Below are 21,042 nucleotides of genomic sequence, written 5' to 3'. Positions count from 1 at the left end.
AAAGAGGCGCGGCCAGAACCATACCTCAGGCTACCAGCCCGATGTCGCGCGCCCAATCGGCGGTCATGGCGATGCCTTCGTCGACGCTGGTCCGCGGCACGAAGCCGATCTTCGCAGCGCGGTCCATCGAATAGGTGACATCGGTGGCAAAGCGGTTCATCTCGTCGTCGTTCGGCCGCAGGCGCAGATCCTCCTCCGCCTTCTTCATTGCCGACTTGATCTTCGAGCTGCGCGAGGCCACGGCGACCAGCAGGTCCCTGTGATTGGCGAGCAGGTATTTGCCGACCTTGCGGACGGGCCGGCGTAGCGCGACCTTGAGCCCGAGCGACGGATCGGGGGCGGCAAGCCGCGGAAAGCCGAGAGCGTCGTTGAAGCGCTCGAGATAGGAGTTCCAGCTCGGCACTTCGGGGCCGTTGCCGTTGAAGACCGCGAAGCGGCCGGTGTCGTTCTCGATCATGAAGCGGATCATGCGGACGAGGTCGCCCACATAGACGAGGTTGCACTTGCCCTCGCCCCTCGCGCCGAGCGCCGTCCAGCGACCCGAAGCGAAACGCGCGACGTAGGGCGCGCTCCACTGCTGCGAGAACGGCCCGTAGACCAGCGTCGGCCTGATCCCGACAACAGGGAAATCGTCGGTCGCCAGCTCGTCGCAGACGGCCTCGGCGACGAGTTTGCTGTTGCCGTAGGCCGACATGTCGCCGACCGGTGCCGTGTCCTCCCCGATCAGCCCCGTCGCGTCGCCATAGACGGCGACCGAGCTGGTGAAGACCATCTTCGTCGCGCCTGCGACCTTCGCCCGTTCGATGAGCAGGCGCGTACCTGATTTGGCGACTTCGTCGTCCTCGTCCGGCCCACGCGCGCAATGCACGACGACGTCGACGCCCTTCAGCGCATCGTCGAGCGAGGCCTGGTCCATCACGTTGCACTGGACGATCTCCAGCGGGAAACGCGCGATGCGCGCCGCACTCATCCAGCGGCTGATGCCGGCCCTGACATCCCACCCCGCAAGGTGAAGCGCCTCGGCGACCCAGCCGCCGATGAAGCCGCCGGCGCCGGTGACGAGAACGACGGGTTTCGTCGTCATGACGCCCACTCCCTGTAATAGCTCGGCAAGGGGCTGTCGGCGGCGTCGTAGATCGCATCGACCGCAGCCAGCGGCGCGACGACGCTGGCCGCATCGACCAGCAGCGCCTCGCGGCCCTCGACCGCCGCGGCAAAATTCCTGAGCAAGATTTCGGCGAAATCGGTCCAGCCTGCCGGCCCCGGCCCTCGCTTCGACTGCCAGCCGCCGGAGCCGGTGCGGATCTCGATGGTCGAGAAATCCGTCACCGAGCCGCGGATCGCACCCTTGGTGCCCTCGACGACGAAGCCGTTGGCGAGCTTCGAATGGAAGCTGACGGCGAGATCCATTTCGACATCGCCGAACGCCAGTTGCGCACGGGTGAAACACTCCGGCCCGCCGAACCCGTCCATCGCGGCGGACACCACGCGCGGCTCTTCATTCAGCCACCAGCAGACGACGTCGAGCACATGCACGCCGATGTCGAGCAGCACGCCGCGCGGGCGTCCGGTCTTCCACGGCCGCCGGAAATAGAAGCCGGACTGTGTCGGCCATTCGAACTTCTGGCCCTCCGCCCAGTTGATGCTGCAGACATCGCCGATCTCGCCGGCCGCGATGATTTCGCGCGCCAGCCGGTAGGACGGGCAGAAGCGTCGATACTGGTTTGCCGTGAGCAGCGAACGGCCGCCGGCTTCCGTCAACAGCCGCCTGGCATCGTCCGCCGTCTCGGCGAGCGGCTTCTCGACGATGACGCTCACGCCGCGCTCGATCAGCGGAAGCGTGGTCGCGACATGCAGGTGGCTCGGCGTTGCGTTGACCGCGGCGGTGACCTTCGCCGGCAGTTCGGCGACGTCGCCGACAAGCTGCCCGCGGCGGAAGCCGAACGCCGCCGCCGCCTTCTCGCGCCGCTCGACCGACGGCTCGACCAGCCACACTTTCTCGCGCGCCGCGGCGTCGGCCGACAGCACGGGGAAATAGTAGGAGTCGGCGATCGCCCCGCAACCGATGATGGCGAGGTCGAGGTCACCGAGCATCGCGACTTCCGATGATCCGCGCATGGAGATCCTGTCGTGCTTCATGCGGCCAGCCGCCGCGTCATCTCCACCTGGTCCATGAGCTGCGACCGCTTGCTTTCGTAGGTGCGGTCGTCGCTCAGATAGCTCGTCGCGTGCATCGCCTTGTGCATGGTGTCCGCGGCCCTGTCGAAGAGCCGCCGGTCGACGCTGCGCAGCATGCCTCTCGACGCCGTTTCGGTCGCCGGCTTCACCGCCCTGCGCCACAAACGCTTGGTGTTCTTGTTGACGCGCCGCCAGGCCGGAGATTCCTCGCGCTCCGAAGCCTGGTCGAGATGGCGCAGCAACTCGTCGGCCATGCCGTCATCGGCAGGCGCCGACGCATCGAATACCGCTGGGTTCAGATGCCCATGTCCCATGAAGGTCACCAGCCGGTCGCGCGCCGCATCGAGCAGCGTGCTCGGCGGAAGCCGGATCGGCCGATAGGGCAGGCCCATCGACAGCGTCCAGTCCATCCATTTGAACGAGCTGATCTCGCGCGACGAGACCAGCGGCACGAAGGGCACGCGCAGCGTATCGGCGACGATCGCCCCGTGCATGGCTTCGGTGAGAACCAGCCTCGCCTTGCCGATCAGCTCGAAAACCTCGTGAAAATTCCATCTGGGGTCGATGTAGGTGATGCCGAGTTCGGCGCAGACCTCCTCCCAGGCTCCCGTTTCCGTCGAGGAGACATGCGGCACGAACACGACGCCGCCGGTGCGCGCTTCGTCCGGCTTCACCAGCCCGTCCATCGTTCCAAGCAGGATCGCCCCGTCGGTGATCACGGCCCTGGCCGGCAGGCCGGCGGCGCGCGCCGAGAGCGGACCGCGTATGCCGAGCACGCTCCACGATCCGTCATGGAGGTTTTCCGGCAGCGGCGAATAGCCGACCCCCGACCCCAGCACGATCTTCAGACGGGTCTGCGGCACCAGCCTGTTGAGGATGGTGCCGACGCCGACGAAGGTGATGCCGTCGGCGCCCTCATCCCACATGCCGGGCAGCAGTTCGGGCCACAGCCACGCATTGAGGTCGTCGCCGAAATTGCCGTGGGGCGAACGGAAATAGTGCAGCTTCATCAGGAACTCGCTCTTTTTCCGGCGAACAGGGGCTTCAGTTCCATGTGCATGTTGCGGCGCCACGACGGGAAGCCGAACCAGAGCAACGAAACGAAAAGCACCGCGCCGGTGATTGCGGTTGCAATGGCGCGCAGCAGCGCGATGTCGGAAAGCTCGAGGAAGAGCGGACGCGCAACGACGAGCACCGCCGTCATCGCGAGGGCAGCGACCAGCGGCGGCATCAGGGCGCGGCCGAGCATGGCGGGCGCCGCCCCGATCGCGACCTTCAGCAGCCAGACATTGACCAGCGCGATGACGCTGGCGCGGATGACGTTGGCAATGAGCACCGGCACGACGCCGAACGGCGCCGACACGACGGTCAGGGCGATGGCGAGCACCACCTGTCCGAGCGCCTGCCAGAGAATCCAGCGCGTGCGGCCGGCAGCAGTCAGCGCCGAGCTCAGGAAGTAGTTGATCGTTGCGGCCACGGAGATCGGCGCGAGGATCTGGATGAACAGGATCGCGTCGCCCCATTCGTCACCGAAAAGGCTCGGAACGACATCCGGCGCGACGATGGCGATGCCGAAGAACAGCGGGTAGAGCGCAGTACCCGACACGCCGATCAGGCGCACCGTGGCGCTGGCCATCGCCGCCGTGTTGTGCTGCAGCCGGCTCAGCGCCGTCAGCGAGACGTTGACGACAGGCTGCACCGCGATCGCCATGACGAAGTCGAAGAGCTTCCAGGCGATGCGCAACTGGCCGAGTACGTGGGGGCCGAACAGATAACCGACGGCGACGTCGATGATGCGGACGTTGGCGATCTGCAGGAAGGTGACCAGGCTGACATCGGTGCCGACGCGGGCGAGCGACAGCGCATCCGCCGTTGCCCAGCGCCACTTCGGCCGCCACGGCAGGCTCCACCACACCATCACGGCGAGCACGAAGGCGATGAGCAGACGCTGGCCGACCATCGCGTAGATGCCGAAGCCGTAGAGCGCCATGCCGACGGAGGCGATGCCGCCCAGTATCGACGCCGTCACCATGCGGGCGGCCAGCCACTTGAAGCCGAACGACCGTCGCAGCCACGCCTCATGCACGGCGCTCAGCGTCTGCAGCAGGCAGATCGGCGACAGCAGTTGCAGGACCGGCGTCAGCGAGGGCATCGCGAAGACGGACGCCACCAGCGGCGCGCTGAAGAACACGATCGCCGTCATCGCCAGCCCGAATGCCTGGAGCATCCAGAAGCTGGTGCTGGCGGCCGTGTCGTCGAGTTCTTCGCGCTGCACCAGCGCCTGCACCTGGCCCAGGCAGCCGATCAGCGCCAGCAGATCGATCACCACCGCCGCGATCGCCATCACGCCGAAGTCGCTCGGCGACAGCAGCCGCGCCAACATGACGAACAGGATGAAGTTCACCGTCTGCTGGCCGGCCGTGCCGGCAAGGCTCCACACCGAGCCTATGAAAACCTGTTGCTTCAGCGCCATCGTTCGACCAGCCAATCGCCTATGCGCGCGCCGTCGCCGGCCCACCGGCAAGCGGAAGGCGCAACTGCCCGAACCCGCCTGCCGGACCGGCCGTGCGGGACGCGTTGCGCGCCACCATGACGCCGCCGGCCAGGAGCATCGCGTAGATCGTGTGCAGGGGGACGTTCAGCGAGCCGTTCATGAACTGGTACTGCAGGAAGACCACCCAAGAGATGGCGAACGGCACCCCGTGGCCGAACATCGCGGTGATGATGAGAAGCGCCCAGAAAGCGAACGCCACGATGCCGTATTCGACGAAGACCTTCGAATAGGGCGCCCAGGCGAAGTTCGCGCCGAGCTGCGACTGTCCCTTCGGCATGGAACCGGCGCCCTTGCCGATGAAGAGATCGGTCTCGTCGCCGAACATGGCGTCGACCACCGCCTCGGCCGGCCGCGAGAACCGCATCTCGCCGCTGGTGCCCCGCGCCCCGAACTCGCCGATGCGGCTTTCGATATTGCTGGTCAGCCCGATCGAACTGGCGCCGATATAGGCGATCGGCAACGCCAGGATGCCCGCGAATATGAGACCCCTCGGCACCCGGCCGAGCAGGAACGGCACGGTGAGCGCCAGTGTCATCATGCCGGTTCCGCCGAAGCTCGACAGCAGCGCCGCGCCGAGAAAGGCGAGGTATCTTATGCGGAAGAAGCAGGTCAGCTCGATGACGATCGCCATCGCGATGAATTGCGAGATGTGCGACGTCTCCAGGAAGAAGACGGCATTCGGCTTCATCCAGGGCGATCCCCAGTGGATCGGCTGGATGTAGTTGTAGTGCAGGTAGAGGAGCCTTCTCGGTATCAGGGAATTGAGGTCGACGATACCGAGGCCGATGAACTGGGTCGCCCAGTTGAAGAACAGCAGCCCGGCGGCGGCCACCGCGATCAGCTGGAAATTGGCGAGCCACTTCAGGTAGTGCTCCCAATCGAGCTGGACGCGGAACAGGTAGAACGCCGAGATGATGATCAGCAGCAGCAGCGACATCACCGAGTAGCTCGGACTGGCGAGCACGACTGCCGAGAAGCCCGCCACGAAGGTGAAGCCGCAGAACAGCACGAGCGAATGCTTGCTGATCCTCAGCAGACCGCGAAGGGCCAGCAGCGTCAGCGCCCCGGCATGGACGAGCAGCGCCAGCGCGACCTGGCTCGTCTCGGCGCCGCCGATCGGCACCGCGATTTTCTGCGTTACGACCACGATCACCATCTCGATCGTGAAGACCTTGACGACGAAATCCATGTCTGCCGCGCGCGCTTGCGGCGCCGCGTCGGCAGCGGGCAATGGTCGAAAGGCGTCCGCTGTCAGGGTCATGCCACCGAACCTGCAAACGTCCCCTGCCCCGGATGTGCCGCCCGATTCCGTCCCAGGCAGTTCATCCGTTGGGCACCGCCGAGTTGTCGCCGGGCGGTGTGAAGAGAGACCTGCCGCGGTTCACGAGGCGCAGCGCGCTCACGCGCACCTCGCGCAGCGCAATCACCGGGCTGGGCACGCCGGCCGGCCAGGGAAAGGCGCGACGCAGCCAGCCGATGTCGTGGAACTTGCCTTGCGCGACGAGCTTCTGCGTTTCGATCAGGCGCAGGAAGGCGAGCAATGTCTCAAGTTGCGCGCGCCGCTCCGGCGGGCAGCTCTCCCGCAGCGGCTGTGGATGAACGAGCGCCGGCCGGCGCGGATGCCGGCCCTTCTGCTTCACGCCAAGGCTGGAATCCTCGACGTGAAAGTGCGTCAGCACGGTGCGGTCGAAATAGACATGTTCGCCGAGCGCGACCTGCAGCCAGAAATAGGAATCCTCGCCATACACGCAGCGGTCCTGGTCATAGTAGCCGCCATAGCGCTCGAACGTCTCGCGCCGCACGACCGACGAGCTCGAGTGGAAACAGTCGACATAGGCCTTCATGTCCGCGGGCTTGTTGAACCCGTCGATGGTGCGCGGTCCCGTCTCGGGAATCACCCTGAGCAGGATGTCCTCGTGAATCTGCTTCTGCGTCGACGAATAGGCAGCGACATAGGCGGCGCAGTCAGGATGCGCTTCGAGCGCGGCCCCGGCCGCTTCGAGAAAACCCGGCTCCCAGGCGTCGTCGGCGTCCAGAAAGGTCAGGAATTCGCCCGTCGCCAGTGCTGCCCCGACGTTACGCGCCTTCCCCGGCCCCGCATTGGGCTGCTGCACCAGCCTGATCGAGGGAAGATATGTCTTGTCGATCCTTTCGACGCTGCCGTCGGTGCTGCCGTCGTCGACGATTATGATCTCGCACTCGCCGATAGTCTGCGCCAGCACCGAAGATATGGCGCGGTTGATCGTATCGGCTTTATTGTAGAGCGGAAGAATAGCGGTGAATTTCGGCACAACCTACCTCTTTGGGCGGCCCAAAGACAAATCGTCCCAAACAATGGGCCGGCCTCGAACGTGCCGGTAGGATTTGACTGTGGTCCGCTCGGGCTCTCGCCCGCGGTTTGCCCCACCACGTTGATCTATATTGCACTGCAACATATCGATGATGCAACAGAAAAGTGGCGAGAAGACGCATACCCGTCACCCTTATCCATCCCGGCCTGAATCCCATGGCTCTATCCTCGCCGAGCAGATGATCGAAATCAGAGAGACGGAGGCGAAGAACACGGCGTAGATCCAGAGCAGCGCAACGGGATCGGCGCCGCTCGCCCACACCAGAAGCACGTAGACGGCAGCGCCCGCGAAAGCGAATTGCGCGACGCGACGGATAAGCCTGGCGGCATTGAGATAGCTCAGGAAGAGCGTCGCCGGCTGGTAGAAGCCGCTGATCAGCACGATCAGCGCCGCAACCGGCGTCGCCGCCGCCGGGACGACGTTGTTCTGCCCGAGCAGCAGGTCGAATATCTCCTGTCCGAACAGCAGGACGGCGAGGGCGGGCACCGCGCTCGCCGCGACGCAGAGCGCTATCACCAGGAAAAGCCCGCGCCGCGCCTGCGGCATCTCGCCGCCGAGAAGCTGCCGGCTGATGCGGGGCAGGAAAATCTCGGCCAGCGTGCGCGTTCCCGCCATCGCCAACCGGCAGACCTTCATGACGCTGTCGAACATCACCAGCGCCGGCCCGACGCCGAGCAGCACCGTGACCACCGCATATGGCGAGTTCAGGACGAAGAGTTCCGAGAGGGCGAAGACCAGCGACGCCCAGAACCGTTTCCAGTGGGCGACGATGCCGCCGCGCGTCACCGGCGCTGAACGCAGGCCCCAGATGGCCGACCCCCTCAGCATGCTGGCGAGCACGGCCATGAACGCGATGACGATGACGGTCGTCGCCACGCCGAACAGCAGGAAGCTGTCGGTCGTCCAGAACAGGCCGAGGGCGGCGATGAAGAGCAGCCGTCGGATGATCGAGATGAAGGCGAACTGGCGGCCGAGATCGGCCGACCACACGGTCGACTGCAGGTCGAACGACCAGTAGGCGGTGAACAGGCAGCCGAACAGATAGAGGGCGTTGCCGAGATAGCGGACCGGGTCGTCGAGACCGAACCATGCCGGTATCAGGAAGGACAGAACGGTCAGCAGCGCCGCCTGCGCGCCGAGAAAGCGAAATACCTCGCCGCCAGGACCGCCGCCGGCGACCCCGAGCGAGCGCGGGCGAAGCGCCATGTAGTTCGCCCGCCCGATCGCCTGGTCGATCGGCTGCACGTAGAAGCCGACCGCCGTCAGGAAGACGATCTCGGCATAGCGGGATTGGTCGAGCCCGCGCGCCAGCACCAGCAGCTGCACCAGCGTGAAGGCGAGGTTCAGCCCGGTATGCGCGACATGCAGCGCGCCGAAGCCGGTCGCCAGCCCGACCAGCCGTTGCGCGCGGCTTTTCACCACGATCTCGTTCAAGCGGATATCATCGCGAAGGCCTCGCGCCCGTCAGTACATCTGACCGAAAAATCGAAATCGGTTTTCGGATCATCCGATGCTCAATCAGAATTCAGATCGCATGCCCGAGCGGACATGCGATCCAACCGTCAGCCTCCCGACCTCCCGCTGCGTCTACTTGCGCGTCGAAGATGCGATCGTCCATGTCTGGAAGCGCTCGCCGCGCAGCGACTTGTAGACGCCGATCGCGGTCGCCCACATCGCGACCATGATCTCCCACAGGCTGGTCATCACCGGCAGATCGAAGCGGTCCGCCGCGAAAGCCGCAGCCGCAAGGACCAGCAGGTAGACGACGAAAGGCAGCACTCCGAACGCGCCAAGCACGATCATGGCGGACGCCGCCGCGCCGACGACGAGGAAGTAGCCGGCGAGCCAGCGCAGATATTTGTGCGACAAATATTTGTAGACCGACAACCCGTCCAGCCTGGCGATCTTCGGCCACAGCAGGCGATGGCAGTTGAAGGCACGGCAGGCGATGCGCACCTTGCGGCGGAATTCGTCGCCGCGAACGGTCGCCGCCCGCTCATAGGCGACAAAATCGTCGCCGCGCACCAGCCGGTACCCCGAGCAGAGGATCGACATGGAGGTGAAGAAATCGTCGATGATGTCAGCCGGCGTCGGCCGGTGCAGTTCCCGGCGGATCGCGAAGAGCGAGCCGTCGGCGCCCATCACCGAACCGGTGTCGCTTTCGAGCTGCTTCACCCATTCCTCGTGCTTCCAGTAGAGCGTGCCGACCTTGGCCGTCTGGCTTTCGTCGGCATTCTCGTAGACCAGGTGCCCGGTGACACAGCCGACGTCCCTGTCGCGGAAGTAGCGCGGCAGGTTGCGCACCGCGACCGGGTCGATCATCACGTTGGCGTCGGTGTAGATGACGACCTCGGCCTTGGTCATCGACAGCAGGCGGTTCATGCCTGCGCTCTTGCCGCTGCGGCCCTCCGCCAGCGACAGGGTGAACTCGCCCGCGACCGATTGCAGCACCTCGTTGGTGCCGTCGGACGACGCGTCGCTGTGGATCAGGAGCTGGCAGTCGCCGAGCGAATCACGCACGGCGCGCATGTTCTCGATCTTCTGATCGATCACCTCGCGCTCGTTGTAGACGCAGCACACCACGGCGAAGCTGGTCGGCTCCGGCAGGGTCGGGTTCAACGGCTTCGGCCAGAAGCGCCTGACCACCATCAGCGACAGTGGATAGGTGACGTAGGGATGCAGCACGAGCAGTACGCAGATCAGGAAAACCGCGATCAGGAAGATCATGGCCTCGGTTCCTCCCCGTTCGGGAAGGAACCTGTCCGTATTGCTCCTGCAGCCAGGGCGGATGCGATCGTCATCCCCTTGCCAGGCATTTCAAAAATCATCCGCTCGGCTACCTCTCTTTCAAGCTCCCTTGCCCTCTCCCTACTCTATGACGTTACGCCCGGCAGATGCCGCTGATGTCGTTGCCCCAACGACGGTGATGAACTTCATGAACTTCACGATCGCGGCGTTGCCGATATAGATCACGTCCTTGTTGCGAACCGGGAAGGACGAGGCGAGGAAGAAGCCGCCTGGGTCGCGAAGGTCGAATCGATAGATGACAGGAATGTGGTCATCCGGGAATTTTTCGACCGGCACGCCGAGCTTGGCCGCGGTCTTGCGGTCCTCGGTGCGGTAAACCAGCACGGCGCCCGGATTCGCGCGGGTATCGAGCAGGCCGCCGGCCTTGCCCAGCGCGTCCGACAGGCTGATCGTCTCGTCGGCGAAATCGAAGCGCCCGTTCTCGCCGGAAGCACCGAAGGCCATGAAGGCGTGCGGCTCGCGATAGACGTAGATGGTGTCGTTGGGCAGCACGTAGATGTTGTTCGAGGGCTCGCGGACGAGTTTCTGGAAATAGATGGTCGCCTTCTTCTTGCCGCGCTGCAGCGTGACGTAGGTCTCGTAGCCCGGCTGCTTGGGTCCGCCGGCCTTGGCGATGACGTCGAGGATGCGCTCGCCGTCCGCGTTGACCGCGAATTTCGACGGCGCGTTGACGTCGCCGAGCACGCTGACCTCGGAGGAGGTCTGCGATTTCACCGCCACCACCGCCTGCGGCTCGATGGCGCGGCTCGCCAGCCGCTGCTCGATGACGCGCTGGACGGCAGCCGGCTCCTGGCCGGCCGCCTTGATCGACCCGGCGTAAGGCACGGAAATGTTGCCCGCGCTGTCGACCTTCTGGTCGGGCAGGTTGACGAAATTGCCGGCGCTGTTGGTCGATTCCAGCGGAATGAACAGACCGCCGGGGCTGGCTTCGAAGATGGTCACGCCGACGACATCGCCGACGCCGATGCGGATGCTCTGGGCGCCGGGGCCGCGGAAGCTGCCCAAGCCGGAGCTGGGCTCCCACTTCTCGACGACACGGATGGTCTCGGGCGTTACGTTGACGACCGCGTGCGGTGCACTCGACGGCTTATTGACGGCTGCGTAGCTGCTGCTTCCGACCTCAGGGCCTGCTGACGGGAGAGCGGTGCACCCCGACACGACAAGCGAACAAACGAACAGGATCGATGCGGGGATCGAAATGGACTGGTACAAACTTGCGTCTCCTCAGCCCCCGCTGAAGCCTATATGTGCACCGCACAATTGCGGAGTCCTGAATCTCCATCAAATGCGTATGGCGGCTAATTCAAAAATTGGTGTTGCCGATCGATCACACAACAATGATGCGCTCCGAACAAGCTCCCTGTCGGCACCAGGCATGAAGAAAAACCGTAGAACCGCAGTCCTTCCGGGCCAAATCAAAATCATTATCGATTTATAATATAAATTGACGTTCATGCTCGGACCTCACATTCTCAGCCTGTCTCGATCCGATTGCCTGTATTGTGACGGATGCCGTCACCTCATCATTTGTCCCTTTACGAATAGCTAACATTCTGTAACTCTTCCAATCAGGTTGCACTGCAACATCAAAGTTGCGCCGCTCCATCGAGCGTCGTCTCTCCCGCGGTCTGGCGGGAACCGACGCAATGTCCGCCCCTTTCCAGATGACGGCTGCGCCGCCGATCGGCCGAGGGCCAAATGAGCATGAAATTCTCTCTTCCGGGACGACCGGGCCCGAAACCCGCCAACCGGGTGGAGAAGGCCATCGCTGCGCTTCGCCGCGGCTTCGGTGGGCTCATCGGTCTCTCCGCTGTCTTCAACCTGTTTCTCCTCGCCGGCCCCCTCTTCATGCTGCAAGTTTATGACCGGGTTTTGACGAGCCGCAGCGTGCCGACCCTGGTGGCGCTTCTCCTTCTCGTCGCCGGAATCTACCTCTGCCTCGCAGCGCTCGACATCGTCAGGCTGCGCGCCTCGACCCGCATCGCCGACTGGTTCGGCGACGAGGTCGGCCCGGCGGTCGCGCGGCTGGCGATCGCACGGCCCTGGTACGGCGCGTCCCCTGCCAACCGGCAGGCCGAGCAGTCGAATCCCATGCAGGATTTCGACCGCCTGCGTGCCTTCATCGGCTCGCCGGCCGCCATCGCGCTTTGTGATCTGCCATGGCTGCCGCTTTATCTCGCGGTGGCGTTCGCCTTCCACCCGGACCTTGGCATGCTGGCGCTCGGCGGCGTCGCCGTGCTGTTCGGCCTGGCGGCGCTCGGGGACCGCGCCGCACAGGAGCCCGTCCGCCAGGCCAATGCCGCGACCGCGCGCCGGGCACGATTGATCGATACCGCGGGGCGCGCCACCGAAACCATTGCCGGCCTCGGCATGCGCGGCGCCTATATCCGCCGCTATGGCAGCATGGACGACGAACTCCGGACGGCGGGACGCAAGGCATCGGACCGGATGGCCTTCTTCATCGGCGCCTCGCGCGGCGTCAGGCTGCTGCTCCAGTCGGCCTCGCTTGCGCTTGGCGCCTATCTGGCGCTGAAGAACGAGATCACGCCCGGCATGATCATCGCCGTCTCGATCATCACCGCGCGTGCGCTGGCCCCGGTGGAGCAGGCGATCGGTCATTGGCGCGGCTTCGTCGCCGCGCGCCAGAGCTGGCTCAGGTTGCGCGACCAGATCGGTGACGCCGATGCGGGCGAACCGAAAACGAAGCTGCCCAGGCCGAAGGTGTCGATCGAGGTCGCCGACCTCTCGGTAACAGGACCGGGCTCCGAACGCGCCCTGCTCACCGGCGTCAATTTTTCGCTCCGGGCCGGTTCGTCGCTCGGCATCATCGGCCCCAGCGGAGCAGGCAAATCCACGCTGGCGCGCGCCCTCGTCGGCATCCTGCAGCCGCTTTCGGGCAGCGTGCGGCTCGACGGCGCGGAACTTTCGCAGTGGCAGTCCGACCAGCTCGGCAGGCATGTCGGCTACCTGCCGCAGGATGTCGAGCTCTTCGACGGCACCGTCGCCGAGAACATCGCCCGGCTCGCCCAGCATCCCGATTCCGCCGCGGTGATCGCCGCCGCGCGGCGCGCCGGTGCGCATGGGCTGGTCACCAGCCTGCCGGACGGCTACGACACGCTGATCGGGCAAGGCGGCATGATGCTTTCGGCCGGCCAGCGGCAACGCATCGGCCTTGCGCGGGCGCTGTTCGGATCGCCCTTCCTGCTCGTGCTCGACGAGCCGACCTCCGCCCTCGACGTCGAGGGCGACGAGGCGCTGCGCAAGGCCGTCGAAACGGCGAAGCAGGCGCATTCGATCGTCATCGTCATCGCGCACCGCCCGAGCGCGATCGCCACATGCGACCATGTCCTGGTGATCTCCAGCGGAAAGCAGGCCGCGTTCGGTCCACGCGAGCTGATCCTGCGCGAGAACGGCCAGCGGCCGGTCAGGGTGGCTTCGTCATGACCACGCGCCTTCCCAGCCAGCCGGATCGACTTCCGGTTTCCGAGGGCAGCCGCCGCAGCGTCCACCACGAACTCTTCGCGGGCGCGCTCATCTGCCTGCTTCTCCTCGGCGGACTGGGAGGCTGGGCGGCGACGACGCATCTGGACGGCGCCATCGTCGCGCGCGGCCAGCTTGCCGTCAGCGGAAACGTCAAGCAGATCCAGCACCGCGACGGCGGCATCGTCGATCGTATCCTGGTGCGCGACGGCATGCGGGTCGAGGCAGGCGAGGAGATGCTGAGGCTCGACGACACCGCCCTGCGCGGCAATTACGCGATCGTCGAAGCCCAGCTCGTCGACCTCATCGCCAAACGGCAAAGGCTTCGGGCGGAGCAGCTCGGGGAGACCGACATGGCCGGCATCGAACCGCTGCCCGGCTTCGACAATATGGAGGAAGAACTGGCGAAGGCGCTTGCCGCCGAGAGCGCCTTATTCACGGCGCGCCGCACGGCGACCGCCGGACAGAAGGCCGGCATCACCGAGCAGACCCGCCAGTTGAAGGCCGGCGTCCGCGGGCTCGACGCGCGGCTGGCAGCGACCAGGGACCAGGTGCGGCTGATCGGACAGGAACTCCAGAGCGTCGAGGCGCTGATGGCGCAGGGACTGACCACGCAGCGCCAGCTCCTGGCCCTGCAGCGCGCGCGCGCCGAGCTCACCGGCACGATCGGCCAGCTCGAAACAGAGATCGCGCAGTCCAACATCGCGATCTCGCGCAGCGAGCTCGAGATATCGCAGATCGACCTCGTCCAGCGCGAGCAGGCGGAGCGCGACCTGCGCGACGTCGATGCGAGCATCTCCGAGCTGATGGAGCGGCGGAGCGCCGCGCGCGAGCAGCTCGACCGGCTGATCGTGCGGGCGCCGCAGGCAGGGCTCGTCAGCCAGCTCGCCATCCACACGATCGGCGGCGTGATCGCGGCAGGCGCCACCGTCGCGCTGATCGTGCCGGACGGGGACCAGCTCGTCGTCGAGGTGCGCATCCGCCCGACCGACATCGACCAGGCGACGATCGGGCAGCGCGCGGAGATCCAGTTGCAGACGGCCGACGCCCGCATGCTGGAGCCCTTCGCCGGCACGGTCACGTCGCTGTCGGCCGACGTCATCGTGCAGCCGGCAACGCGGGAATCGTACTACCTGGCGCGCATATCGATCACCGACGAGGGGCGCCTGCGCAAGGAGCGGTCGCTTGTCTCGGGCATGCCTGTCGAGGTATTCCTCGCCACCACAGGCAGACGCACCGCGCTTCAATACCTGCTGAGCCCGCTGACGGATCAGCTCTCCCATGCGATGCGCGAAAGCTGAGACCGTATGTCGCGAGAAGATGCCATCGCCAGGCCGATATCCGAGGATAGAAGGAGCATCGGTCGGGAAGCTTCCGGCCGATCCGAATCGGCCATGGTAAGCATCTCCCATCCTTCCACCGCCTCCGGCGCTCCCCGCTCACGCGCCGCCACGGCGCTGACCTGGCTCGCCGTCCTCGCCGCGGCGCTGGTGACTGCGCTCGTCTCCGCGGCCGACCGTCTCTGGCCCGGCGACATGATCGCCTTCTTCCGGCCGCAGCTCGCGCTGGCCATCCTGCTTCTGTTCGTCGCCGCTTTTCTACTGCGCCGGTGGATAGCGACGGCCGCGCTGGCGGCGATGCTCATGATCAACAGCCTGCCGCTCTTCGTCATCGGCGTGCCGACGGCAGCCTCGGCCGGCACCCACAACCTGCGCATCGTCACGGCCAACGTGCTGTTCAACAATTCGACGCCCGAGCGCTTCGGCGAGATCGTCGCAGAGCTTTCTCCCGACATCATCGTCACACAGGAAGCCAGGTACGACTGGCCGGACGTGCTCAGAAGCCTGCCGGGCTACCATCTGGTCGGCCAGGAGGTCCTGAAGTGGAACAGCAACCTCGTGCTCAGCCGCTACCCGATGCGCGCCAGCCTCGTCGCCGACATGCCGCCTTCCGGCAACTGGCTGGGCGGCGGCCCGGCGCTGCGCGTCGAGGTCGACCTGCCGCAACGTGACCGCCCGCTGATCGTCTACGCCATCCACTCGCCGACACCACGGTCGCTGGCAGCCTGGAAGGCGCGCAACCGCTATCTGGATGCGCTCGCACAAAAAATCGCTGCCGAGCCGGAGGGAACTGAGGTCGTGCTGGCAGGCGACTGGAACACGCCGGTCTGGTCGCCGACCTATGCCCGCACGCTCTTCCTGTCGGGGCTGGAAGCGACGGAACGGTCAGCCTGGCCGCCGGCAACGCGTCTGTTCGCCAGCCTCGGAGGGGTCAATTTCGGCACGCCGATCGACCACATCGCCGTGTCGAGGGGCGTCGGGGTCGCCGCGCTCTTCACCGGGCCCCACTACGGCTCGGATCACCTGCCGGTGGTGGCTGACATCGAGCTGCCCTGACCGGCGCGGCCGGTCCCCGCCAGAACCGACACGGCCTCCTCCAGATGCCCCACGCTCGACGTGCCCAGGATGACCGAGGTCACCGGGGCGCGCGACGCCGCCTGCTGCAGCGCCCTCGACGCCGGAACGCCAGGCTGCAGGCGGATCACCTCGCGCGCCAGCACACCGATCGAGCGCTTGCGGATCACGTCAGAGAGCCGCATCTCGATCGCCGCGTCGATGACATCGAGCGGCAGTTCGAGAAGCTCGACGCCGGGAATCTCCAGCGCCGCCTTCAGCGCCGGCAAATCGTCGCAGGAAATGCCGAAATGGCGGACCTTGCCGGCTTTCTTCAGCGCCGCCAGCGCGTCGCCGGCGGCCGGCGTGATCTCCGTCGCCGACGGACTGTGGAGCAGCAGCGCGTCGACCGAATCGAAATTCAACCGGCGCAGGCTGTCTTCCGCCGCGGCAGTTATATGCTCGGGCGAGAAATCGGTGGCGAGGTTGGCGTCGCGCTGGCCAACGACGGCGCTCTTCGCCGACTTCGTCGCCAGAAGCGGCTTCAGCAGCGGTTTCAGCGGGCGCATCAGCCGCATCTTCCGCGAGAAGCGCTTGCCGACCTTGGTGACCACGAAAGCACGATCCCGCCGGCCGGCGAGCAGCCTGCCGATCTCGCGCTCGCTGTCGCCCTGGCCATAGATGTTAGCCGTGTCCAACAAATTGACGCCGAGGTCGAGGGCCCGCTCCAGCAGCGCCCTGATCTCACGCATCGGCACCCGGTTGCCGAGCGAGCCTATCCGGCTGCAGCCGAGCCCGAGAACCGGCAAGGCTGCCCCATTCTGTCCGAACTCGCGTTGCATCATAGGTCGGTCTCCAATCCGGCAGCATCGCGGCCGATCGACATACCAGCCGATCGACCTCCATGTTGCACTGCAAACAAAAACCGCCCCATTCTTGTTGCAATCGCTAACACGAGATGGAATAAAAATCATCAGGCGACGGGGCGAAACGATCAGCAGCATGGCTGCGAGGAGTTGTCTTTCGTGCTCGGAAGCCTGGCCGACCTCAAGAATTCCAATGAAGAACACGACGTCGTCATCGTCGGCGGCGGCGCAGCCGGCCTGACGCTTGCCCACGCGCTCGGCGCGGCCGGAAAGTCGATCCTCCTGCTCGAAGCGGGCGGCGACAAGCGGACGAAAGCCTCGCAGGAATTCTATCGCGGCGAGCTGACGGACGAGGTCGTGCATCCGCCGACGCACAACTACCGCGTCCGCGCCATCGGCGGCACCAGCACCATCTGGGGCGGGCGCGCCATCCCCTTCGACCCGATCGACTTCGAGAAGCGCCCTTGGGTGCCCGGCTCCGGCTGGCCGTTCGGCGAGGACAGGCTTTCCAGCCACTACACGCAGGCGATGGAGGCGTCCGAGGCCGGAAGGCCCGAGTTTTTCCCCGAGGACGCCCTGCCCGGAGCGCAGAAGGAACTCGCGCCCGGTCTTGACGGCGAACTCGTCCGGACCACGATCGAGCGCTTCAGCAAGCCCACCAATTTCTGGCGTCGCTACGGCGAGGAGCTGACGCGCTCCGATCGCGTCAAAATCGTCAAGGACGCTCCCGCCCTCCACATCCAGCTCGCCGCGAACGGCAATTCGGTCGACTGGATCGAGGTCGCGGCCCCCGACGGCAGCCGGATCAAGGTGCGAGGCCGCTCCTATGTGCTGGCGCTCGGCGGACTGGAGACGACGCGCCTGCTGCTCGCCTCCAACGACGTGCGCCCCGCCGGCATCGGCAACGACAGCGACCATCTCGGCCGCAACTATATGAGCCATCTCTGCGCCACCGCCGGCACCATCTCCTTCGCCGGCTCGCCCGACGGCGTCGCCTATGACTATGCGCGCGACGACGAAGGCATCTATGTGCGCCGGCGCCTCTGGCTGACGGAGAAGGCGCAACGCGATTTCTCCCTGCTCAACACCACCTTCCGCACCCATCTGCCCGAGCCCGCCGACCCCTCGCATGGCGACGCCATCCTGTCGGCGATGTTCCTGGTCAAGGACATGGTGCTCTACGAATACAGCCGGAAGTTCGTCGAGAACCCCGTGAGCTGGGGCGGGCGGCTGCGCCATGTCGGCAACATCGTGAGCCAGCCCTTCCGCCTCGCGAGCTTCGGCACCAACTGGCTGCGGCAGCGCACCTTCGCCGAACGCAAGCTGCCGTCGGTCGTGCTCGGCTCGCGCGACAACCGCTATGAGCTCGAATTCCACGCCGAGCAGGCGCCCAACCCCGACAGCCGGCTGACGCTTTCCACGCAACGCGACTCCCTCGGGGTGCCGCGCCTCAAGATCGACTGGCGCGTCACCGAGCTCGACCTCGTCAGCCTGGAGAAGAGCTACGGCCTGCTGTCCCGCGAACTCGCCCTGCGTGGCGCCGGCAGGCTGGACTTCGACCGCGACAGGCTGGTCTTCAAGGCGAAGCGGCACGGCATCGTCGGCGGCCACCATATCGGCACGACGCGCATGTCGACCGATCCGAAGGACGGCGTCGTCGACGCAGACTGCCGCGTGCACGGCGTCGGCAATCTCTTCGTTGCCAGCGCGTCGGTGTTTCCGACCTCGGGACAGGCGAACCCGACGCTCACCCTGCTGGCGCTGACCTTCCGGCTGGCGGAACACCTTGGCAGGATCGGCGAAGTCCAGCCCCTGCAGGTGCAGGCGGCCTGAAAACATCAAACTTCTTGATGCGTCGGTAAAAATGCCTTGATCGCCGGGAGGCTTGAACGAGGGCTGGATTTGTCAATGCTAGCCCGCTGGGCATCGAAACCTGTGTGGTGGTCTGGAGCGGCCGATGAAGACTGCAACCGGCTTGGCGTTCGCCGCTGTCCTGCTCGCGGCCTGCAGCACATCGGGAAACTCCGGAGCATCGCTTGACGCCGTTGCCGAGGGTGCCGCGTCGCAGAGGCCAGCAGCGTCGGTAGGCCCGGAAAGCGCCGATGCCAACGAAGGCATCCCGCGCGCGACAGCGGCCGGGACCAGCCCGATCAAACCCGAAATACAGGCCGCCTTCTGCCAGGATCAGGTCGCCTTCATGCAAAGCGTCGAGCCGCAATTCGCCACGGCGCACCCGCCCGTGGTCGCGGCAGACGGCTCGACGACGATCGAGGTCACCGTCGCCAAGGACGGCGAGGGCGCCAAGACGTTCGATTGCCGCCTCGACGCCAGCAATCGTTTTACCGGCGTGACGACAGCGTCGATCCAGGGCGCGCTTTAGCCTCCTCGACTGCCCACTCAGGCGGGCCGCGACCCTCTTCCCGACGACATGGTTCGCCGGCCGCCATGTCGCTATCTGTCAGGAGAAGGCCTCGGGGAGGCATCCCGCGGTTCCAAAATCGCGCCTGAACCTATATATGCGACCGCTTGCCGCAGCCTTCGCGTCAAACGAACTTCCGAAAACCGCCGGATCGACCGCCGATGAATGATCTTTCCTCGACCGGACATCTGTCCGTCCTCGCCGTCGAACCGGCGATCTCCGCGCATGGGATGGTCAAGTCGTTCGGCGACTTGCGCGCCGTCGACGGCATCGACCTCGTCGTGCCCAGAGGCATGATCTTCGCGATATTGGGCCCGAACGGCGCCGGCAAGACGACGCTGATGCGCATGCTTGCGACCCTGTCGCGGCCCGACGCCGGCTCCGCGACCGTGATGGGGCACGATCTGCTCGCCGCGCCGCACGAGATCCGCGCATCGATCGCCATGACCGGACAGTTCGCCTCTCTCGACGAGGACCTGACCGGCCGCGAGAACCTGATCCTGCTCGCGCGTCTCTGGGGCTTTCGCGGCCGCGCCGCCAAGAGCCGCGCCGACGAGCTGCTTGCGGCCTTCGACCTGTCGGACGCCGCCAACAAGCAGGTGAAGGCTTATTCCGGCGGCATGCGGCGCAGGCTCGATATCGCCGCTTCGCTCGTCATCACGCCCGGCGTGCTCTTCCTCGACGAGCCGACCACCGGCCTCGACCCGAAGGCCCGCAAGGATGTGTGGCGGATGATCCGCGGCCTCGCCGATTCCGGCGTCACCATCCTGCTCACCACGCAGTATCTCGAAGAGGCCGACCAGCTCGCCGCGCGCATCGCCGTCATCGACCACGGCAAGAAGATCGCCGAGGGCACCAGCCGCGAGCTGAAGGCTGCGACTGGCTCCGGCTTCCTGCACGTCGCCCTCGCCGATCCCGCCAGGGCGGACGAGGCGGCGGCGCTGCTCGAGCGCCGGCTCGGCAAAACCGTTCAGCGCAGCGCCGAGGGCACCGGGCTTTCGGTGCTCGGCAGCACGGCCGCGGCGGCCAACGAGGCGCTCGCCGAGCTCATTGCCGGCGGCATCGAACTCTCGGACTTCTCCATGGGGCAGCCCAGCCTCGACGAGGTGTTCTTCGCGCTGACGGGCCAGCCGGCCTCGGACGAGAACAAGAAGGAGGATGCGGCATGAACCGGACGGCGACCACGCAACTCCTGCAGCGGGTCGACCGGCCGGCCGCACCCTCGGCGCTGTCGAACGCGCTGGTCTTCGGCTGGCGCGCGATACTGAAGTTCAAGCACGTGCCGGAGCAGCTTTTCGATCTGGTGATGACGCCGATCATGTTCACGCTGCTCTTCACCTTCGTGTTCGGCGGCGCGCTGGCCGGTTCGCCCCGCGAATATCTCCAGTTCTTCCTGCCGGGCATCCTGGTGCAGACCGTCGTGTTCAATTCGGTCTATTCCGGCATGGGGCTGTCGACCGACCTCGGCAAGGGTCTGTTCGACCGCTTCCGCTCCCTGCCGATCTGGTCGCTGGCGCCCTTCGCCGGGCTGATGGTGGGCGACATACTGCGCCACCTGATCGCCGGGCTGATCATCCTCACCATCGGTCTCATCCTCGGCTACCGGCCGGAAGCCGGCATCGTCGGCGTCGTCGCCGCCTTCGTGCTCCTGCTGGCCATCGGCTTCGGCGTCGGCTGGATATTCATGGTGCTCGGCCTGCTGATCCGCACCCCGATGACGGTGATGACCATCGGCTTCACCGCGATCTTCCCGCTCGTCTTCGCCTCCAACATCATGGTCGATCCGGCGACCATGCCCGGCTGGCTGCGTGCCTTCGTCGAGGTCAATCCCGTCTCGCTGATGACGACCGCGCTGCGCGGGCTGATGAGCGGCGACGCCACCGCCGCACAGGTCGGGCTTGCGCTGATCGCCCCGGTTCTGCTCACCGCGGTCCTCGCGCCGGTGACGCTCTGGCTCTACGTCAGAAGCGAGCGGTAGCTCGCGCAGCCGGCG

General features: G+C 66.0%; 17 protein-coding genes. 7 read left to right on the top strand and 10 right to left on the bottom strand.

What is annotated here, in order from left to right; genetic code table 11:
• Nucleotides 1-25: 25 nt before the first annotated feature.
• The 9 genes from D8676_RS03675 to D8676_RS03635 form a co-directional block, all read right to left on the bottom strand.
• Nucleotides 26-1,084, bottom strand: coding sequence for an NAD-dependent epimerase/dehydratase family protein (locus D8676_RS03675; RefSeq protein WP_121579455.1), 1,059 nt, complete (start codon nucleotides 1,082-1,084; stop codon nucleotides 26-28).
• Nucleotides 1,081-2,139, bottom strand: a complete 1,059-nt coding sequence (locus tag D8676_RS03670) for a Gfo/Idh/MocA family oxidoreductase (RefSeq protein ID WP_121579454.1) — start codon at nucleotides 2,137-2,139, stop codon at nucleotides 1,081-1,083. Before D8676_RS03670 ends, D8676_RS03675 begins: the two co-directional genes overlap by 4 nt.
• Entirely contained in the window at nucleotides 2,136-3,188 is a 1,053-nt protein-coding gene (locus tag D8676_RS03665) for a polysaccharide pyruvyl transferase family protein (protein WP_121579453.1), read from the bottom strand. The genes D8676_RS03670 and D8676_RS03665 overlap by 4 nt, the downstream gene beginning before the upstream one ends.
• Nucleotides 3,188-4,651, bottom strand: coding sequence for a lipopolysaccharide biosynthesis protein (locus tag D8676_RS03660; RefSeq protein WP_121579452.1), 1,464 nt, complete (start codon nucleotides 4,649-4,651; stop codon nucleotides 3,188-3,190). Before D8676_RS03660 ends, D8676_RS03665 begins: the two co-directional genes overlap by 1 nt.
• 19 nt (nucleotides 4,652-4,670) lie before the next feature.
• Nucleotides 4,671-5,993: a hypothetical protein gene (locus tag D8676_RS03655; protein ID WP_147448144.1), complete on the bottom strand. Its 1,323-nt coding sequence runs from the start codon at nucleotides 5,991-5,993 to the stop codon at nucleotides 4,671-4,673.
• Nucleotides 5,994-6,054: 61 nt separating this feature from the next.
• Nucleotides 6,055-7,023: a glycosyltransferase family A protein gene (locus tag D8676_RS03650; RefSeq protein WP_121579450.1), complete on the bottom strand. Its 969-nt coding sequence runs from the start codon at nucleotides 7,021-7,023 to the stop codon at nucleotides 6,055-6,057.
• A gap of 192 nt (nucleotides 7,024-7,215) precedes the next feature.
• Nucleotides 7,216-8,517, bottom strand: coding sequence for a hypothetical protein (locus D8676_RS03645; RefSeq protein WP_121579449.1), 1,302 nt, complete (start codon nucleotides 8,515-8,517; stop codon nucleotides 7,216-7,218).
• A 153-nt stretch (nucleotides 8,518-8,670) separates the two neighbouring features.
• On the bottom strand, nucleotides 8,671-9,810 hold the full coding sequence (locus D8676_RS03640) for a glycosyltransferase (protein WP_121579448.1): 1,140 nt from the start codon (nucleotides 9,808-9,810) through the stop codon (nucleotides 8,671-8,673).
• 141 nt (nucleotides 9,811-9,951) lie between these two features.
• Nucleotides 9,952-11,103 carry a polysaccharide biosynthesis/export family protein gene (locus tag D8676_RS03635; protein ID WP_121579447.1) on the bottom strand — a complete coding sequence of 384 codons (1,152 nt, stop codon included), beginning with the start codon at nucleotides 11,101-11,103 and terminating at the stop codon, nucleotides 9,952-9,954.
• A gap of 492 nt (nucleotides 11,104-11,595) precedes the next feature.
• Here D8676_RS03635 and D8676_RS03630 point away from each other — a divergent pair, with 492 nt between their 5' ends.
• The 3 genes from D8676_RS03630 to D8676_RS03620 all read left to right on the top strand — a co-directional run bounded on the left by D8676_RS03630 (nucleotide 11,596) and on the right by D8676_RS03620 (nucleotide 15,767).
• Nucleotides 11,596-13,335 (top strand): type I secretion system permease/ATPase, encoded by a 1,740-nt coding sequence (locus D8676_RS03630; protein ID WP_121579737.1) that lies wholly within the window; start codon nucleotides 11,596-11,598, stop codon nucleotides 13,333-13,335.
• Nucleotides 13,332-14,672: an HlyD family type I secretion periplasmic adaptor subunit gene (locus D8676_RS03625; RefSeq protein ID WP_183096961.1), complete on the top strand. Its 1,341-nt coding sequence runs from the start codon at nucleotides 13,332-13,334 to the stop codon at nucleotides 14,670-14,672. The genes D8676_RS03630 and D8676_RS03625 overlap by 4 nt, the downstream gene beginning before the upstream one ends.
• A gap of 93 nt (nucleotides 14,673-14,765) precedes the next feature.
• Nucleotides 14,766-15,767, top strand: coding sequence for an endonuclease/exonuclease/phosphatase family protein (locus tag D8676_RS03620; protein ID WP_183096960.1), 1,002 nt, complete (start codon nucleotides 14,766-14,768; stop codon nucleotides 15,765-15,767).
• Here D8676_RS03620 and D8676_RS03615 read toward each other — a convergent pair.
• Nucleotides 15,731-16,609 carry an aldo/keto reductase gene (locus tag D8676_RS03615; protein WP_183096959.1) on the bottom strand — a complete coding sequence of 293 codons (879 nt, stop codon included), beginning with the start codon at nucleotides 16,607-16,609 and terminating at the stop codon, nucleotides 15,731-15,733. The genes D8676_RS03620 and D8676_RS03615 overlap by 37 nt on opposite strands.
• Before the next feature lie 180 nt (nucleotides 16,610-16,789).
• Between D8676_RS03615 and D8676_RS03610 the strand changes: the two genes are divergently transcribed.
• From D8676_RS03610 to D8676_RS03595, 4 genes are all read left to right on the top strand, one after another.
• Complete coding sequence (locus tag D8676_RS03610; RefSeq protein ID WP_245426543.1) at nucleotides 16,790-18,463, top strand: GMC family oxidoreductase; 1,674 nt, start codon at nucleotides 16,790-16,792, stop codon at nucleotides 18,461-18,463.
• Between the two features lie 124 nt (nucleotides 18,464-18,587).
• Nucleotides 18,588-19,010: a hypothetical protein gene (locus D8676_RS03605; RefSeq protein WP_121579443.1), complete on the top strand. Its 423-nt coding sequence runs from the start codon at nucleotides 18,588-18,590 to the stop codon at nucleotides 19,008-19,010.
• 200 nt (nucleotides 19,011-19,210) lie between these two features.
• Nucleotides 19,211-20,218: an ATP-binding cassette domain-containing protein gene (locus tag D8676_RS03600; RefSeq protein ID WP_121579442.1), complete on the top strand. Its 1,008-nt coding sequence runs from the start codon at nucleotides 19,211-19,213 to the stop codon at nucleotides 20,216-20,218.
• Nucleotides 20,215-21,027: an ABC transporter permease gene (locus tag D8676_RS03595; RefSeq protein WP_121579441.1), complete on the top strand. Its 813-nt coding sequence runs from the start codon at nucleotides 20,215-20,217 to the stop codon at nucleotides 21,025-21,027. The genes D8676_RS03600 and D8676_RS03595 overlap by 4 nt, the downstream gene beginning before the upstream one ends.
• Nucleotides 21,028-21,042 lie beyond the last annotated feature (15 nt).

It is taken from the genome of Mesorhizobium sp. YM1C-6-2, assembly GCF_003666685.1.
In the GTDB taxonomy this organism is placed as follows: domain Bacteria; phylum Pseudomonadota; class Alphaproteobacteria; order Rhizobiales; family Rhizobiaceae; genus Mesorhizobium_K.
The sequence above is the reverse complement of the archived record's forward strand: the minus strand, read 5'-3'. Positions and strand labels throughout refer to the sequence as shown.

Coding starts and splice junctions, on each gene's coding strand:
- D8676_RS03615 (WP_183096959.1), bottom strand. CDS start 16,609: ATGATGCAACGCGAGTTCGGACAGAATGGGGCAGCCTTGCCGGTTCTC.
- D8676_RS03655 (WP_147448144.1), bottom strand. CDS start 5,993: ATGACCCTGACAGCGGACGCCTTTCGACCATTGCCCGCTGCCGACGCG.
- D8676_RS03660 (WP_121579452.1), bottom strand. CDS start 4,651: ATGGCGCTGAAGCAACAGGTTTTCATAGGCTCGGTGTGGAGCCTTGCC.
- D8676_RS03605 (WP_121579443.1), top strand. CDS start 18,588: ATGAAGACTGCAACCGGCTTGGCGTTCGCCGCTGTCCTGCTCGCGGCC.
- D8676_RS03630 (WP_121579737.1), top strand. CDS start 11,596: ATGAAATTCTCTCTTCCGGGACGACCGGGCCCGAAACCCGCCAACCGG.
- D8676_RS03600 (WP_121579442.1), top strand. CDS start 19,211: ATGAATGATCTTTCCTCGACCGGACATCTGTCCGTCCTCGCCGTCGAA.
- D8676_RS03640 (WP_121579448.1), bottom strand. CDS start 9,810: ATGATCTTCCTGATCGCGGTTTTCCTGATCTGCGTACTGCTCGTGCTG.
- D8676_RS03620 (WP_183096960.1), top strand. CDS start 14,766: ATGGTAAGCATCTCCCATCCTTCCACCGCCTCCGGCGCTCCCCGCTCA.
- D8676_RS03665 (WP_121579453.1), bottom strand. CDS start 3,188: ATGAAGCTGCACTATTTCCGTTCGCCCCACGGCAATTTCGGCGACGAC.
- D8676_RS03675 (WP_121579455.1), bottom strand. CDS start 1,084: ATGACGACGAAACCCGTCGTTCTCGTCACCGGCGCCGGCGGCTTCATC.
- D8676_RS03670 (WP_121579454.1), bottom strand. CDS start 2,139: ATGAAGCACGACAGGATCTCCATGCGCGGATCATCGGAAGTCGCGATG.
- D8676_RS03625 (WP_183096961.1), top strand. CDS start 13,332: ATGACCACGCGCCTTCCCAGCCAGCCGGATCGACTTCCGGTTTCCGAG.
- D8676_RS03595 (WP_121579441.1), top strand. CDS start 20,215: ATGAACCGGACGGCGACCACGCAACTCCTGCAGCGGGTCGACCGGCCG.